The sequence below is a fragment of the Kitasatospora sp. cg17-2 genome, from assembly GCF_054031055.1.
The window spans coordinates 1,314,519-1,330,738 of record NZ_CM132923.1; the positions used below are offsets into that span (position 1 = coordinate 1,314,519).

Annotated in this window: 11 protein-coding genes; 8 read left to right on the forward strand and 3 right to left on the reverse strand. The window is 75.1% G+C overall.

The window, feature by feature from the left end; translation table 11 throughout:
- Positions 1 to 255: 255 nt before the first annotated feature.
- Together ACW14Y_RS05210 and ACW14Y_RS05215 are read left to right on the forward strand one after the other, a co-directional pair.
- Complete coding sequence (locus tag ACW14Y_RS05210; protein ID WP_380441034.1) at positions 256 to 4,188, forward strand: Pls/PosA family non-ribosomal peptide synthetase; 3,933 nt, start codon at positions 256 to 258, stop codon at positions 4,186 to 4,188.
- Between the two features lie 152 nt (positions 4,189 to 4,340).
- Positions 4,341 to 5,693, forward strand: coding sequence for a M1 family metallopeptidase (locus ACW14Y_RS05215; RefSeq protein WP_380299207.1), 1,353 nt, complete (start codon positions 4,341 to 4,343; stop codon positions 5,691 to 5,693).
- A gap of 46 nt (positions 5,694 to 5,739) precedes the next feature.
- Here ACW14Y_RS05215 and ACW14Y_RS05220 read toward each other — a convergent pair whose 3' ends face one another.
- Positions 5,740 to 7,053: a YhgE/Pip domain-containing protein gene (locus tag ACW14Y_RS05220; RefSeq protein ID WP_380299209.1), complete on the reverse strand. Its 1,314-nt coding sequence runs from the start codon at positions 7,051 to 7,053 to the stop codon at positions 5,740 to 5,742.
- Between the two features lie 218 nt (positions 7,054 to 7,271).
- On the opposite strand from ACW14Y_RS05220, the gene ACW14Y_RS05225 reads away from it, so the two are divergent.
- A complete protein-coding gene (locus tag ACW14Y_RS05225) occupies positions 7,272 to 8,648 on the forward strand; it encodes a serine hydrolase domain-containing protein (protein WP_456986045.1) in 1,377 nt (458 codons plus the stop codon).
- Positions 8,649 to 8,691: 43 nt separating this feature from the next.
- Here ACW14Y_RS05225 and ACW14Y_RS05230 read toward each other — a convergent pair whose 3' ends face one another.
- Positions 8,692 to 9,108, reverse strand: coding sequence for a hypothetical protein (locus ACW14Y_RS05230; RefSeq protein WP_380385612.1), 417 nt, complete (start codon positions 9,106 to 9,108; stop codon positions 8,692 to 8,694).
- Positions 9,109 to 9,386: 278 nt separating this feature from the next.
- Between ACW14Y_RS05230 and ACW14Y_RS05235 the strand changes: the two genes are divergently transcribed.
- From ACW14Y_RS05235 to ACW14Y_RS05255, 5 genes are all read left to right on the forward strand, one after another.
- Positions 9,387 to 10,310 carry a GNAT family N-acetyltransferase gene (locus ACW14Y_RS05235; RefSeq protein WP_380385609.1) on the forward strand — a complete coding sequence of 308 codons (924 nt, stop codon included), beginning with the start codon at positions 9,387 to 9,389 and terminating at the stop codon, positions 10,308 to 10,310.
- Entirely contained in the window at positions 10,307 to 11,125 is an 819-nt protein-coding gene (locus ACW14Y_RS05240; RefSeq protein WP_456986046.1) for a lysophospholipid acyltransferase family protein, read from the forward strand. Before ACW14Y_RS05235 ends, ACW14Y_RS05240 begins: the two co-directional genes overlap by 4 nt.
- A gap of 97 nt (positions 11,126 to 11,222) precedes the next feature.
- On the forward strand, positions 11,223 to 12,461 hold the full coding sequence (locus tag ACW14Y_RS05245) for a hypothetical protein (protein WP_456986047.1): 1,239 nt from the start codon (positions 11,223 to 11,225) through the stop codon (positions 12,459 to 12,461).
- On the forward strand, positions 12,458 to 13,624 hold the full coding sequence (locus ACW14Y_RS05250) for a substrate-binding domain-containing protein (protein WP_456986048.1): 1,167 nt from the start codon (positions 12,458 to 12,460) through the stop codon (positions 13,622 to 13,624). Before ACW14Y_RS05245 ends, ACW14Y_RS05250 begins: the two co-directional genes overlap by 4 nt.
- A 10-nt stretch (positions 13,625 to 13,634) precedes the next feature.
- Complete coding sequence (locus ACW14Y_RS05255) at positions 13,635 to 14,417, forward strand: hypothetical protein (protein ID WP_456986049.1); 783 nt, start codon at positions 13,635 to 13,637, stop codon at positions 14,415 to 14,417.
- Positions 14,418 to 14,586: 169 nt separating this feature from the next.
- On the opposite strand, the gene ACW14Y_RS05260 is transcribed toward ACW14Y_RS05255, so the two are convergent.
- The gene (locus ACW14Y_RS05260; protein ID WP_380299225.1) at positions 14,587 to 16,140 is read right to left on the reverse strand and encodes an MFS transporter; all 1,554 of its coding nucleotides are present in this window, start codon (positions 16,138 to 16,140) and stop codon (positions 14,587 to 14,589) included.
- Positions 16,141 to 16,220: the final 80 nt, after the last annotated feature.

Sequence of the window (16,220 nt, forward strand, 5' to 3'; positions counted from 1 at the left end):
AAAACGTTTGACGGTCCGTCACATCCGATCGAAGGAGCCTCAGTTGTGACCTGACGCGCCGTCAGATTCGGCCATGGAAAGGCCAGTTGGGCGGAGTGTCGGCCGGTGTGCGGTTCACCGGACAGGGCTACCATCGGTTGGGTTGTCCGCTCCGGCCCCGGAGTGGGATCACCCGGATCAGGCGAGTGCTCCCACCGCCCCCAAGGGCCGGAAGATCCATCGGGACGGGGCGAGACCTAGGAGCACACGCCACTGATGACAGCCGAACCCAGCCGGGACCCGGGCGCCGAGGCGCCCGCCGACGGCGGTACCACCGACCGGGACACCGCCGCCGAGAAGCAGGCCCACTACCCCGGCCGGCCGGCCCCCGCTCCTCGCACCCTGATCGACATCCTCGACGCGACCGCCCGGCAGCACCCCGCCGAGCCCGCCCTCGACGACGGCCGCACCGTGCTCGGCTACCGGGCCCTGGCCGCCGAGGTCGAGCAGCTGCGCCGCCGCCTCGCCGCCGCCGGCATCGGCCGCGGCGACCGGGTCGGCGTCCGGGTCCCCTCCGGCACCAACGACCTCTACGTCTCCGTGCTCGCCGTGCTCGCCGCCGGCGCCGCCTACGTCCCGGTGGACTTCGAGGACCCGGACGAGCGCGCCCAGCTGGTCTTCGAGGAGGCCGCCGTCGCGGCCGTGCTCGGCGCCGAACGCGCGCTCACCCTCACCGGCGGGGCCCGCGAGCCGCTCGCCGACCAGACCCCCGACGGGCACCGCCCCACCCCCGCCGACGACGCCTGGATCATCTTCACCTCGGGCTCGACCGGCCGCCCCAAGGGCGTCGCCGTCACCCACCGCAACGCCGCCGCCTTCGTCGACGCCGAGGCCGCGCTCTTCCTCCAGGACGAGCCGATCGGCCCCGGCGACCGGGTGATGGCGGGCCTGTCGGTCGCCTTCGACGCCTCCTGCGAGGAGATGTGGCTGGCCTGGCGGCACGGCGCCTGCCTGGTGCCCGTCCCCCGCTCCCAGGTGCGCAGCGGCGCCGACCTCGGCCCCTGGCTGGCCGAGCAGGAGATCACCGTGGTCTCCACCGTGCCGACGCTGGCCGCGCTGTGGCCGGCCGAGGCGCTGAACGAGGTCCGGCTGCTGATCTTCGGCGGCGAGGCCTGCCCGCCCGAGCTGGTCCAGCGCGTGGTCACCGAGGGCCGCGAGGTGTGGAACACCTACGGCCCCACCGAGGCCACCGTGGTCGCCTGCGGGGCGCTGCTGACGGGCGAGGGCCCGGTGCGGATCGGCCTGCCGCTGGACGGCTGGGACCTCGTCGTGGTCGACGAGGCCGGCGAGCCGGTCGCGCCCGGCGGGACCGGCCAGCTGGTGATCGGCGGCGTCGGCCTGGCCCGCTACCTGGACCCGGAGAAGGACGCCGAGAAGTACGCGCCGCTGCCCTCGATGGGCTGGGAGCGCGCCTACCGCAGCGGCGACCTGGTCCAGGCCGACCCGGAGGGCCTGCTGTTCCTGGGCCGCGCCGACGAGCAGATCAAGCTCGGCGGCCGCCGGATCGAGCTCGGCGAGGTCGACGCGGCGCTCCAGGCCCTGCCGGGCGTGGCCGGCGCGGCCGCGGCCGTGCGGACCGCGCGCGGCGGCAACCAGCTGCTGGTCGGCTACCTGGTGACCGGCGAGGGCTGGGACCGGGAGCAGGCGGTGCAGCGGCTGCGCGCCGAGCTGCCGGCCGCGCTCGTCCCGCTGCTGGCCCCGGTCGACACCCTGCCCACCCGCACCTCCGGCAAGGTCGACCGCAACGCGCTGCCGTGGCCGCTGCCCGACCTGGAGACCGGCGGACCGACCGAGCAACTGTACGGCACCGAGGCCTGGCTGGCCGAGCAGTGGACGGAGATCCTCGGGGTGCCGGTGAGCGGCTCCCGGGAGGACTTCTTCGCGATCGGCGGCGGCAGCCTGGCCGCCGCCCGGCTGACCACCCTGCTGCGCGTCCGCTACCCGAACGCGGCGGTCCTGGACATCTACCAGAACCCGACGCTGCGCAAGCTCGCCCGGCACCTGGAGCGCAGCTCGGTCGGTACCGGCGAGGCCCGGACCGTCGACCCGGTGCCGACCCGCGCCAAGCTGCTCCAGCTGCTGCTGCTGGTCCCGCTGTTCACCGTGGTCGGCCTGCGCTGGACGGCGGCGGTGCTGGCGCTCGGCAATCTGCTCTCGCACCTGGACGGCTTCGCCTGGGCGCCGACCGCCTCCTGGTGGGCGGTGGGGCCGCTCGCGGCGGTGCTGTTCAGCCCGGCGGGCCGGCTGGCGATCGGGGCCGGCGGCGCCCGGCTGCTGCTGCGCGGCCTGCGGCCCGGCAGCTACCCCCGCGGCGGCGGCGTCCACCTGCGGCTGTGGGCCGCCGAGCGGCTGGCCGAGGTGAGCGGCGCGACCTCGCTCTCCGGCGCCTGGCTGATCCGCTACGCGCGGGCGCTCGGCGCCAAGGTCGGCCAGGACGTCGACCTGCACGCGCTGCCGCCGATCACCGGCATGCTCAAGCTGGGCCGGGGCTGCGCGGTCGAGGCCGAGGTGGACCTCAACGGCTACTGGGTGGACGGCGACCGGCTGGAGGTCGGCCAGCTCAAGGTGGGCCCGGGGGCCGTGGTCGGCACCCGGTCGACCCTGCTGCCGGGTGCCCGGATCGGCAAGGGGGCGCAGGTCGTGGCCGGCTCCAGCGTCACCGGTCACGTCCCGACCGGCCAGCGCTGGGGCGGCGCGCCCGCCGTCAAGCTGGGCCGGGCCGAGCGCACCTGGCCGAAGGAGCGCCCGGTGCGCCGGGCCCGCTGGTCCGCGCTGTTCGGCCTGAGCGGTACCGCGCTGAGCCTGCTGCCGCTGCTCCCGGCGGTGGCCGGCCTGGCGGTGCTGGTCCCGTTCGTCGACCCGGCGGACGGTCTGGCCGGCGCGCTGGGCGGCGCCCTGCTCGGCCTGCTGCCGGCCGTGCTGGCGTTCGGCGCGGTGTACGCGGCGCAGCTGGTGGCCGCGGTGCGGCTGCTGTCGATCGGGCTGGAGCCCGGGGTGCATCCGCTGTACGGGCGGGTCGGCTGGCAGGCCTGGACGGTCACCCAGCTGATGGACCAGGCCCGGGAGGTGCTGTTCCCGCTGTACGCGGGCCTGGTCACGCCGCTGTGGCTGCGGGCGCTGGGCATGCGGGTCGGGCGGCACGCGGAGGTGTCCACGGTGCTGGCGCTGCCGAGCCTGACCACGGTCGGCGACGGCGCGTTCCTGGCCGACGACACCCTGATGGCGCCGTACGAGCTGGGCGGCGGCTGGGTGCGGCTCGGTGAGGCGAAGGTCGGCGACCGGGCGTTCCTCGGCAACTCGGGGATGACCGCGCCGGGCCGCTCGGTGCCCAAGCGCGGTCTGGTCGGCGTGCTGTCGGCGACGCCGGCGAAGGCGAAGAAGGGCGGCTCGTACCTGGGCATGCCGCCGGTGCGGCTGCCCCGTTCGGCCGACCGGGCGGACCAGAGCCTGACCTACGAGCCGCCGACCCGGCTGCTGTGGGCGCGCGGGCTGGTCGAGGTGTGCCGGCTGGTGCCGGTGCTGGTCTCGGGCGCGCTGGGCGCGCTGACGCTGGCCGCGCTGTCCTGGCTGGCCGTGGCGTGGTCGCCGCTCGCGGCGGCGCTGCTGTCCGGTCCGGTGCTGCTGGCGTCGGGCACGGTGGCGTGCGCGGTCGCGGTGGCCGCGAAGTGGGTGCTGGTCGGCCGGTTCCGGGCGGTGGAGCACCCGCTGTGGAGCGGTTTCGTGTGGCGCAACGAGCTGGCGGACACCTTCGTCGAGGTGCTGGCGGTGCCGTGGCTGGTGGGCGCGGTGCCGGGCACCCCGGTGCTGAACCTGTGGCTGCGGGCGCTCGGCGCGAAGGTCGGGCACGGCGTGTGGTGCGAGAGCTACTGGCTGCCGGAGGCGGACCTGGTCACGCTCGGCGACGGGGTGTCGATCAACCGGGGCTGCGTGGTGCAGACCCACCTCTTCCACGACCGGATCATGCGGATGGATACTGTCGTCCTGCGCGAGGGCGCCACCCTGGGGCCCGGCGGCATCGTGCTGCCCGGCAGTACGGTGGGCGCGCGCAGCACGCTCGGTCCGGCCTCGCTGGTGATGCGTGCAGAGTCGGTGCCCGCCGACTCCAGGTGGCTCGGCAACCCGATCGAGGTGTGGCAGGCCACGTCCTGACCGCCGTCCCGGGGGGCCGGCCGGGGTTCGCCCCGTCCGGCCCCTCGGGCGTCCGGTCGGCGCCCGCCGCCGTTCCCGTCCGCCCGCCGTCCGCCCCCGTCCCCGCCCGTCCCCCGTCCCGTCCACCCCGTGTTCCAGGAGCGTACGACCCGGTGAACCACCGCCCGGCGCAGTCCCCCCAGCCCTCGCAGCCCCCGCAGCCCGTCGCCCCGCCGGACCCGTACTTCCCGGGCAGCGGGGATCCCCGCTACCGGGTCCACCGGTACGAGCTGGCCCTGGACTACCGGCCCGGCCCCAACCGGCTGGGCGGTACGGCCCGGCTGAGCGCCGTCGCGGCGACCGCGCTGGGCGAGTTCGCGCTGGACCTGGCGGACTTCCGGATCGGCCGGGTGCTGGTGGACGGCAAGCCGGCCCGGTACACCCACCGGGCGGGCAAGCTGCGGGTGCGGCCGGCCAAGGCCCTGTCGGCCGGCGCGGCCTTCACCGTGGAGGTGCACTACACCGGCAACCCCCGGCCGGTCCGCAGCCCCTGGGGCGGCCTGGGCTGGGAGGAGCTGACCGACGGCGCGCTGGTGGCCAGCCAGCCGGTCGGGGCACCGTCCTGGTTCCCGTGCAACGACCGGCCGGCGGACAAGGCGACCTACCAGATAGCGGTCACCACGCCGTCCCCGTACACCGTGGTGGTGGGCGGCCGGCTGCTGACCCGCACCACCCGCTCGTCCAGCACCACCTGGGTGTACGAGCAGTCCGCGCCGACCTCGACCTACCTGGTGACGGTCTCGATCGGCCCGTACCGGCCGGTGCCGCTGGCCGAGCACCCGGAGGTGCCGCAGACCGGCTACGTGCCGGAGCGGCTGGCCGGGGCGTTCGCCGCGGACTTCGGGCGGCAGCCGAGGATGATGGCCTACTTCGGCGAGGTGTTCGGCCCGTACCCGTTCGGCGAGTACACGGTGGTGGTCGCCGACGAGGAGCTGGACGTGCCGGTGGAGGCGCAGGGGGTGGCGACCTTCGGCACCAACCACCTGGGCGGCGGCTGGGAGCGGGAGCGGCTGATCGCCCACGAGCTGGCGCACCAGTGGTTCGGCAACAGTCTGTCGATCGGGGACTGGAGCCACATCTGGCTGAACGAGGGGCTGGCCAAGTACGCCGAGTGGCTCTGGTCGGAGCGTTCGGGCGGACCGACGGCGGCGGCGCGGGCCCTGTACGCGCACCGGCTGCTGGCCGGGCTGCCGCAGGACCTCCGGCTGGCCGACCCGGGCCGCAAGCTGATGTTCGACGACCGGCTGTACCAGCGCGGCGGTCTGGTGGTGCACGCGCTGCGGCTGACACTCGGGGACACCGCGTTCTTCCGGATGCTCAAGGACTGGGCGGCGTTCCACCGCCACGGGGTGGTCACCACGGCGGACTTCACCGCGCACGCCGCCCGGTACGCGCGGACGCCGCTGGAGGGCCTGTTCGACGCCTGGCTGTGGCGGCCCGAGCTGCCGCCGCTGCCGGCCGGCTGAGGCCGGAGCGCTCCCCCGCCGTTCTCCCCTCGTCCCGTCCCCGGGCTCAGGCCAGCTCGGGGACGGTGCGGTGCAGCCCCTTGCGGTCGTAGTAGCGGGTCATCGCGAAGCCGAAGAGCAGCGCCGCGACGGTGCCGATGGCGATCCAGATCCAGGCCCGGGTGAGGCCCGCGTCCGCCTGCGCGTCGAAGAACAGGATCGCCCGCACGCCGTCGGTGAGCTGGCGCATCGGCTCGAAGAGCGAGAGGAACCGGTAGAACGACGGCAGGGCGTCCAGCGGGATCGTCGCGCCGGAGGACGGCAGGCCCAGCACGATGAAGACGAACATGCTGATCAGCAGGCCGAGGCCGCCGAAGGCCGCGTTGATCGCCTGGACACCGAGGCCGACCGCGCTGCTGGCGCAGACCGAGAAGATCCACAGCAGCGGCAGGTGGTCGGCGTCCATGTCGAGGATCACCGCCGCCGCCAGCATGATCAGCGAGGAGGTCAGCAGCGACAGGCCCACCGACATCGCGCACTTGACGGCGAGGGTGCTGGTGCGGCTGATCGGCACCACCGGGTGGCGGGCGCGCCAGGGGCCGACCTCGTTGTCCGCGTAGCCGAGCGCGACGTCCACGCCGTTGCCGATGATGTTGGCGCCGAAGAAGCCCGCCAGCACGAGCAGCAGGGTGTAGTAGAAGGCGGACAGCCCCAGCCCGCTGCGGTTGCCGATCGGGTGGCCGACCGTGGTGGTGAGGGCGATCGGGTCGGCGATCAGCAGCCGGGCCGCGTCGCCCGCGCCCCGGGCCTGCGGCAGCGCGGCGAGCTGGGCGCCGAGGGCCAGCGAGGCCTGGTGGACGGCCTGCTGACCGATCTGGGCGGCCAGCGAGGAACCCAGACTGCCCACGCCCGGGTTGGTGTACTGGAGCACGGTGGGGCGCGCGGGCTGCTCACTGGCGCCCCCGAGGGCGGCGACGGTGGCGGTGAACTCGGGCGGCACCTGGAGCGCCCCGTAGACCTTGCCCGAGGCCAACTGCTCCTTCGCCGTCGCCTCGTCCAGCTGTCGCCAGGACACCGCGTCGCCCTGGCCGGGGGCGGTGGCGATCCCGGTGACGACCTGTTCGCCGAGGTTCTGCCGCTGACCGGCGACGGTGGCGCCCCGGTCGGTGTTCACCAGCGCGATCGGCAGATGGTGCAGGTCGGCGCGGGGGTCGAGGATGCCGCCGAGGTAGAGCAGCGACATCAGCAGACTGAGCAGTCCGACCAGGATCCCGGGGACCACCCAGATCCGGGGGTTGCGGAGCACCCGGCGCGCCTTGACACCGGCGGGCGGTTCGGGCCGACGCGGCTCGGGCAGGGTCGGCTCGGACTGGGAGGACATGACGCTCCGTAGGGTGGTCGGCGGTCGGACGGACCCCAGGGTCCGTCCTCGGGCCCGGACGGGGGTCGGCGCCACGCCGCCGGGGTCACCCGCGCGCCCCTACGGTCTCCGCGAAAATGACTGGAGGTCCGAACGTGATCGAACTAGGTTGAACCGGCGGTGCCGTGGCACCGCGGGCCGAACCCCCCGAACCACCCGAAACCGTCGCAGAGGACCAGATGACCGACCTGTCCGACGAACTGCTCCCCACCACCCGCCGCGCGCTGCTGCACCGCCTGGCCGTCGCCCAGTCCGAGGGCCGCACCCCCTCGATGGTCGCCGGCGTGCTCCGGGACGGCCGGCTGGTCTGGAGCGGCGCCCGCAGCATGATCGACGGTCACGCGCCGACCACCGACGTCCAGTACCGGATCGGCTCGATCACCAAGACCTTCGTCGCCGTGCTCGTGCTGCGGCTCCGGGACGAGGGCCTGCTCGACCTCGCCGACCCGCTCGGGCGCCACCTGCCGGGCACCCCCGCCGACGACGCCACCGTCGCCCAGCTGCTCTCGCACTCGGCCGGCCTCGCCTCCGAGACCCCGGGCCCCTGGTGGGAGCGGACCGACGGCGGGCTGCGCCCCGGACTCGCCGACATCCTGGAGGCCGAGCGGCCGCTGCGGCATCCGACCGGGCGGGTCCACCACTACTCCAACCCCACCTACGCGCTGCTCGGCGCACTGGTCGAGCGGCTGCGCGGCGAGCCCTGGGGCGAGGTGCTGCGCCGCGAGGTCCTGGAGCCGCTCGGCATGGACCGCACCGGGCTGCTGCCCGAGGACCCGCACGCGGGCGGCTTCGCCGTCCACCCGTGGGCCGACGTGCTGCTGCCCGAGCCGCTCACCGACACCGGTCTGATGGCCCCGGCGGGCCAGCTCTGGTCCACCGTCACCGACCTCGCCAAGTGGGCCGCCTTCCTGGCCTCCGGCCACGAGAAGGTCCTGTCCGCCGACACCGTGGCCGAGATGCGCCGCCCCGCCGTCGGCCCCGAGCCGGAGGACTGGAACGAGACGTACGGCCTCGGCCTCCAGCTGATCCAGCACGACGGCCGGATCCTGCACGGGCACTCCGGCTCGATGCCGGGCTTCACGGCCGGGCTGTGGGTGAGCGAGGCGGACGGCCTGGCCGCGATCGTCCTCTCCAACGCCACCAGCAGCCCCAGCGCGAGGGTGACCGCCGAACTGCTGGCGCTCACCGCGCAGCACGAGCCGCGGATCCCCGAGCCCTGGCGCCCGCTGGCCGAGTTCGACGAGCAGCTGCTGGCCCTGACCGGCCCCTGGTACTGGGGCGCCGCGCCGCACAGCCTGCGGCTCACGGCGGACCGGGCGCTGGAGCTGTCGGTGCTCGGCCGGGCGGGCCGGGCCGGCCGCTTCCGGGCCGAGGCGGACGGCACCTGGACCGGTCTGGACGACTACTACGCGGGCGAGACCCTGCGGGTGGTGCGGGCCGACGACGGCTCGGTGAGCCACCTGGACATCGGCTCCTTCGTGTTCACCCGCGAGCCGTACGGGCCCGCCGGGGCCGTCCCGGGCGGCGTCGACCCGCAGGGGTGGCGGGTGTACTGAGCCCCGCCCTCCCCGCCGCGCCCGCCGGAGAGTCTCCGCTCTCCTAACCACCCCCGCCCGGACCGGGCGCGGGGGTGGGGGTGACGGCGGAGCGCGGCGGGTACGCGCCGCTGCGCAGCGCGTGCACGGCGCGCACCACGTACCCGGCGAGCAGCAGCCCGCCCGCCATCGCGCCCGAGGCGTAGGTGTCCGCCGCCTGCGCCTCGGCCCACCCCATGGTCGCGCCCAGCACCAGGTACGGCGCCATCGCGACCGCCAGCGCCACGGCCAGCGCCACCAGCGCCGCCCTCGGCCGCCGGTCGTCCTCCCAGCAGCGCTCGCCGACCAGGTGCAGGGCGACGGCCATCGCCACCACCAGGCACCACCACGGCGAGGGCGCCAGCCCCACCGCCCGCGCCAGCACGTACACGACGGTGAGTCCGCCCGTCGCCGCCGCCTGGCACACCAATACGTCTGTCATGTCGCTGGCAAAGGTCCGCCAGAGTCCCGCCCCCGGATTCCACCCCATGCAGCGGAGGATAGGGCGGCGCCGCGGTGCCCAACAGGTGTCCCGCACACGTCGGGTGGTCGCATTCAGCAGGTGCACATCTGCGCTCCGCCGAACGGCAACGTGGATGCCAGCGGACTTGGAGAGACATACGGGTGCCGGTTCGCGGATCCGACTGTACGGGTCCGACCCGGGCCGCTGCCACGGAACGCCGTGGCCGCCGTCGTCCGTGCTGCCCTGGAGGGTCTGCCATGACCACCGTCCCCACGTACACTCCGACCGCAGTCACCCCCACCCGGGCCACCCCGGTGCCCGCCGCGCGCCCGGCCGCCGCCTCCGGCTCCGCCTCCGCCGTCTACACCGTCTCGCTGGCCCGCGACGAGGCCGACGTCCGCGCCGCCCAGCGGCTGCGCCACCAGGTCTTCGCCGACGAGCTCGGCGCCACCCTGCGGAGCACCGTCCCGGGGCTGGACGTCGACCCGTTCGACGACTTCTGCGACCACCTGCTCGTCCGCGAGGGCGAGGACGGCGCCGTCGTCGGCACCTACCGGCTGCTGCGCCCCGAGGCCGCCCGCCGGGCCGGCCGGCTCTACTCCGACGGCGAGTTCGACCTCGGCAACCTCGCGCCGCTGCGGGACGGGCTGGTCGAGCTCGGCCGCTCCTGCATCGCCGCCGAGCACCGGGGCAACGGCGCCGTCATCAACCTCATGTGGGGCGGCATCGCCCGCTACCTCGCCGACACCGGCAACACCTGGGTGGGCGGCTGCTGCTCGATCTCCCTGGAGGACGGCGGCGCCACGGCCGCCCGGGTCTGGGACACCGTCGCCGCCAAGCACCTCGCCCCCGAGCAGTACCGGGTCGCCCCGCACCGCCCCTGGGACGCCACCGGCGTGGCGCGGGCCGACCGGGCACCGCTGCCGGCCCTGCTCCGCGGCTACCTCCGGCTCGGCGCCTGGGTCTGCGGCGCGCCGGCGTACGACCCGGACTTCGACTGCACCGACCTGTACGTGCTGCTGTCGCTGGAGCGCACCGACCCGCGCTACCTGCGGCACTTCCTGTCCGGTGTCGGCGGCGTGGGCGCGGCGGCCTCGCCGGCCCCGGGCGCGAACACGGGCACGGACGCGGCCACGGACGCGGCGGAGGCGGGACCGGTGGACGAGGGGCCGGCCTCGTGAGCGTCTGGCTGCCGACGGCCTCCTGCACCCCGGAGGCCTGTCTGACCGACCCCGCGCCAACCGTCGCCCTCCCCCGCCGGGTGCTGCGGCTCGCGGGCTTCCTGGTGCTGCTCGTGGCGGGGCTGGCGCTGATCCCGCCGGTGCGGCTGCTGCCGCACGGCCCGCGCGGCGCGCTGACCCGGTTCTGGGCGCGCGGGCTGCTCGGCGCGCTGGGCGTCGCGGTGCGGATCGTTCCCGACCCGGCCCCGGCCGGCCGGGGCGGGGTCCTGCTGGTGGCCAACCACGTCTCCTGGCTGGACATCCCGCTGATCGCCGCGATCAGGCCGGGCCGGTCGGTCGCCAAGACCGAGATCCGGGACTGGCCGGTGCTGGGGCGGCTGGTCGCCTGGGGCGGGGCCGTGTTCCTCGACCGCGACCGGCTGCGCGAGCTGCCGACCGCCGTCGCCGCGGTGACCGACCGGCTGCGGGCCGGCCACCCGGTGATCGTGTTCCCGGAGGGGTCCACCTGGTGCGGGCGGGAGAGCGGTCGGTTCCGCCCGGCGTTCTTCGAGGCCGCCGTCCGGTCCGGCACCGCCGTCCAGCCGGTCTCGATCCGCTACCGGCTGGCCGACGGGCGCGCCACCAGCGCCCCCGCCTTCGTCGGCGAGGACGACCTGGTCACCTCGTTGGCCCGGGTGGTCGCCGTCCGCGGCCTGGTGGCCGAACTGACCTTCCGCCCGCCCGTCCCGGCTCCGGCGGCCGACCCGGCCCGCCGTTGGGCGGCGCGCAAGGAACTCGCCCACGCCGCCCAGACCTCGGTGGAGGGGATCGACTGAGCCCGGCGCCGGCGGCCGGCAGATCCGCGGGGCAACCATCCGGTGAACTCCGGTCTTCGGCCGCCCGCCCGGCGCAGCCCCTGACACAGTGTCAGCCATGCATGAGGGACTGGTAGTCGAAGAGCCGAGACTGGCGATCAAACGGCAGCGCTCGATCGCGCGCAGGCGCCCGCGGTTCGTCGCGACCGTCGCCACGCTGCTGGCGCTCCTCCTCGCCTGCACCACCTCGCTGGCGCTCTCCGGAAACCTGCTGCTGCCCTTCGACCGGATCCTCGTCCTGGAGGGCCGCACGGGCTCCAAGGGCGAGTTCTTCGACGATCCGGAGGTCCAGCGGCTGCTGCTGCGCCACGGCATACGGGTCCACGTCACCGTCGCGGGATCGCAGGAGCTGGTCCACGGCGACTACTCCCGGCTCGCCTTCCTCTTCCCCTCCGGCCGGCCGGCGGCCAACGACATCCTCGCCCGCCAGAAGCGGGACAACGGCTACTCCAAGGCGTACAACCCCTTCGTGAGCCCGCTCGTGCTCGCCACCTACCGGGACTACGCCCAGACCCTGGAGGGCGACGGGGTCGCCGTCCCGCAGTACCGCCCCGGCCGCGGCGAGGAACCGCTCTACTACGACCTCGACCTCGCCGCCTTCCTGGACCGGGGGGAGCAGCACAGGACGTGGAACGATCTGCACATCCAGCGCCACGGCACCACCAACGGGAACGTGGTGGTCGCCCAGACCTCCCACATCTGCCAGTCGAACTCGGCCGAGACCTTCCTGGCCCAGGTCGCCTTCACCAGGAACGGGGGCCAGGTCCCCGAGGACGCGGGCGCCGACGAATTCGCCGCCCGGATCAAGCCCCTGCTCTCGGCGCAGGGCATGCCCGGCGTGGACGTGTTCGGCCCCTACGCCAGCCCCGAGGGCCGCGGCATCGCCCCCGTGGTGGTGGTCTACGAGCACCAGTACCTCGCCTACCAGGCCCACTACCGCGACACCCGGCACGAGCTCGACACCTCCCGCGTCCTGCTGTACCCGACCTTCCAGTTCATCACCCAGCCGCAGTTCATCTCGCTGGCCCCCGAGGCCGACCGGCTCGGCGACCTGCTCACCCACGACCGCCTCCTGCGCGAGCGCGCCGTGGCGCTGGGCTACCGCACCATCGGCGACGACGCGGACTCCGAGGAGCTCAGGAGGTACCTCGGCGCCCGCGGCATCCCCACCCCGGACACCCGGACCGACGACACCAAGACCGTGATGCCGAGCCAGGACGTCCTGAACCGGATGGTGCGCAGGGTCGGCGACTGCCCGACCGAGCCCGGCTCCCCCGCGCCGGGGGCGACGCCGTGAGCCGGCCGCCCCGATGGCGTCGCGCGGGTCGGCGGCCCGCCGGTCCCGCCCGCGCCTCCCGACCGGTCCCCCGGCGGCCCGTCCGTCCCCTCCCGCGACCGCTCGGCCGGGCACTGCTCGCCCTGGTCCTGCTCCTGTGTCCCGCCGCCCCGCTGGCCGCCTGCGGTTCGGGCACCCCCGGCACCACCACCCTGTCGGTCCTGGCCAGCGCCGAACTGACCGACCTGCGGCCGGTGCTGGACGAGCTGCGCCGCGCCACCGGGATCACCCTGGAGCTGGAGTTCGGCGGCACCGTGAGCGCGAGCGACCTCATCGGCTCCGGCCGGGCGGACGGACACGACCTGGCCTGGCTGTCCTCCGACCGCTGGCTGCGGCTGAACCTCAAGGCCGCCGGCGGGAGCGGTGCCCCGCTCTCCACCCGCACCATGATGTCGCCGCTGGTCCTCGGAATGAAGCGGGGCACCGCGGACCGCCTGTGGCCCGGCACCGACGGACGGCAGCCGTCCTGGGCCGACATCGCCGGCGCGGCGGAGCACGGGCAGCTGCGCTACGCCATGGCCGACCCGACCGTCGCCCACAGCGGCCTCGCCGCCCTGGTCGCCGTGGCGACCGCCACCGCCGGAACCGGTGAGGCGCTCCGCCCCGAGGACGTCGCCCAGGACCGGGTCCGGGGCTTCCTCGCCGGCCGGACCCTCTCCGCCCCGTCCGCCCACGCCCTGGTCGACAGCTACCTCGACCACCAGGAGGGCACGGACGCGGTGATCGCCTACGAGTCGGAGCTGCTCGCGCTCAGCGGGGACGGGCGCCTGCGCGAACCGCTGGACCTCGTCTACCCGCAGGACGGCATCGTGCTGTCCGACTACCCGCTGCTGCTGCTCGATCCGGCGAAGCGCGGCGCCTACGACCGGGTGGTCGCCTGGCTGCTGACTCCCGCGGTGCAGAGCAGGATCATGCGGCTCACGCTGCGCCGCCCGGTCGACCCGAACGTTGCCCGGGACCCGAGGCTGGAACGGCCGATCGGCAACGCCCTCTACTTCCCCGACCGGCCGGAGGTCGTGCAACGCCTGCTCGCCCAGTACCGGGCCGACACCCCGGCGACGGCCGCCGGGCCGTCCCGGCCCCCGGAACCCTCGCGAACCCCGGAACCCTCGCGAACCCCGTGAAAGGAGAGCCGTGACCGTCTTCGACGAAGTATCGTGGGGCGTGCTCGGACTGGAACTCACCTCCTGGCTGGTGGCGTTCGGCAGCCTGCTCGGGCTCCTCGCCATCGCCGGGCGGGAGTTGCGCCGCAACCGGCCGCCCGCCGGTGTGGACGTCACCACCAAGGCGTGCGTCCACCTGGACGACAAGGCCGTCATGGACATCTACCGGATGGGCCGCTACACCGCGGCCCTGACCCAGGAGGTCGAACAACGGATCACCCGCAACCTGCACTTCGGCGGCGAGCTGCCCGGCACGACGGTCGGCATCGGCACGGAGGCGGCGGAGGAGCGCATCAGCAGGTACGTGCGGAGCGACGCCCCGATCGACGTGATCGGCGTCATCATCAAGGCGCTCGACGACCGGGACGGCATCATCCACGCCAATCTGCTGGCCGGTACCGTCCGGAAGAACCGCGCGCTGGCGCGGTCCCTCGACGCGGTCGAGGAGTCCGGGCCGCGGCCGCCGGGCGTCCGGCTCTCCCAGGCGGAGGCCTATGTGCTGCTCCGGGGGAAGTTCCAGGCCGTCGAGCCGGCGCCCGGCGCCACCGAGGGCGACCTGGTGTTCATGGCCCGGTACGCCCCGCCCGGAGACCTCTCCCGGACGGGGCGGGTGCGGGTGACCTGCACCCGGCCGGGGCTGAGCGACTCCGAGGCGGGCGCGCAGACCCGCGCGGGGTACTGCCTCGGCACGGTCCACGGCTGGGACGCCGCCGAGGCGGTGCTGGACGTCCACGCGATCGCCGTCTTCCGCTGACCGCCCGGCCCACCGGCGTCCGCCGCCGCCCATCGCCCATCGCCCGGACCGAGCCGCCCGGTCGGTCGATCGGTGAACGGCGGCGGACGCCGGCCGGGGGCGGCGATGCGCCGTCGGCGGCGCGCCGCTCACTCGGGGCAGCGCGCCGCTCACTCCGGGCGGGCACTGCTCATTCCGGGCGGGCGCCGGCCGGGACCTCCGGGCGGGGCCGGGCGGCGGCCGGACCCTGCGGTCCGTCCGGGCGGGGCGTGGCCCGGCCCAGCAGCAGGGCGACCAGGACGGCGGCCAGGACCAGGGCGGCGGAGCCGCAGCGCAGGGCGAGCTGGATGCCGTCGGTGAAGGCGGCCTCGACGGCCGACCGGACCGGTCCGGGCAGCGCGGCGGTGCCCGCACCCGGAGCGGTGGCGGCGGTCAGGGCGTCGGGCGGGAGGCCGAGGCCGGACAGGGAGCCGGCCAGGCGGTGGGTCAGGACGGCGCCGAGGACGGCGATGCCGAGCACTCCTCCGAGTTCGCGCAGGGTGTTGACGGTCGCCGAGGCGGTCCCGATCCGCTCCGGGGCGACCCGCTGCAGGACGGCGATCGAGACCGGGGTGAAGGTCATCCCCAGGCCCAGGCCGAGCACGAACAGCGTCCACAGGTACTCGGCGTAGTGGGCGTTCTCGCCGTACAGGGACAGGCCGGCGAGGCCGAGCGCGCACAGGGCGATGCCCAGGACCAGCGGGAGCCGGGGCCCGTGCCGGCCGGTCAGCCGCGCCGAGAGCGGGCCCGCGACGACGATCATGGCCGTCATCGGCAGCCCGGCGAGGCCGGCGGCCGTCGGGGACCAGTCCAGCACGCCCTGCATCAGCAGCGGCAGGAAGAACAGCGCGCCGAACATTCCGAAGCTCACCGCGAATCCGCCCAGCAGCGCGCCGCCGAGCACTCCGTCGCGGAACAACCGGAGGTCGAGCATCGGCTCGGCGATCCGCAGTTCGAGTAGCAGGAACGCGGTCAGCAGCAGCACCGCGAGCGCCGCCGTGGTGAGCACCCGGCCGTCGGTCCAGCCCCGGTCCGGACCCTCGACCAGGGTGTGGACGGCCGCGCCGAGGCCGAGCGCCGAGAGCACCAGGCCGCCGAGGTCGATCCGCCGGGCCCGGCCGGGGACCACCGGGAGCACCCGGGCCGACAGGACGAGGGCGGCGATGCCGATCGGGACGTTGATCCAGAAGACGCTGGCCCAGCCGAAGGCCTCGACCATCGGGCCGCCGACGACCGGGCCGACCGAGAGGCCGAGCGCGGAGACGCCTGACCACCGGCCGATGGCGCGGGTGCGTTCCCGTTCGTCGGTGAACACGTGCCGCAGGATGGCGAGGCTGCCGGGGGTGAGCAGCGCCGCGCCGACGCCCTGGAGCATCCGGGCGGCGACCAGGGCGCCGACCGTGCCGGCCAGGGCCGCGGCGGCCGAGCCCAGTGTGAACAGCGCCAGTCCGAGCCGGAAGACGGCGGTGCGGCCGTAGCGGTCGCCGAGCGCGCCGCCGGTGAGCAGCAGCGCGGCGAAGACCAGGCTGTAGCCCTCGGCGACCCACTGGAGGCCGGTGATGCCGGCGTCGAGGTCCTCACCGATGCGCGGCAGGGCGTTGTTGACGATGACGTTGTCCAGCATGGACATGAACATGGTGGTGCACAGCGTCGCGAGTGCGAGCCGCTGGCGACGCCGGACGCCCGGCGCCCCGCTCTCCCCCATCGGGTGTTCCTCTCGATTGCTCCCAGAGTCCCTAACGGCGTTAGGGACTGTTGCGGACGGGGGACAGCGTGCACCTAACG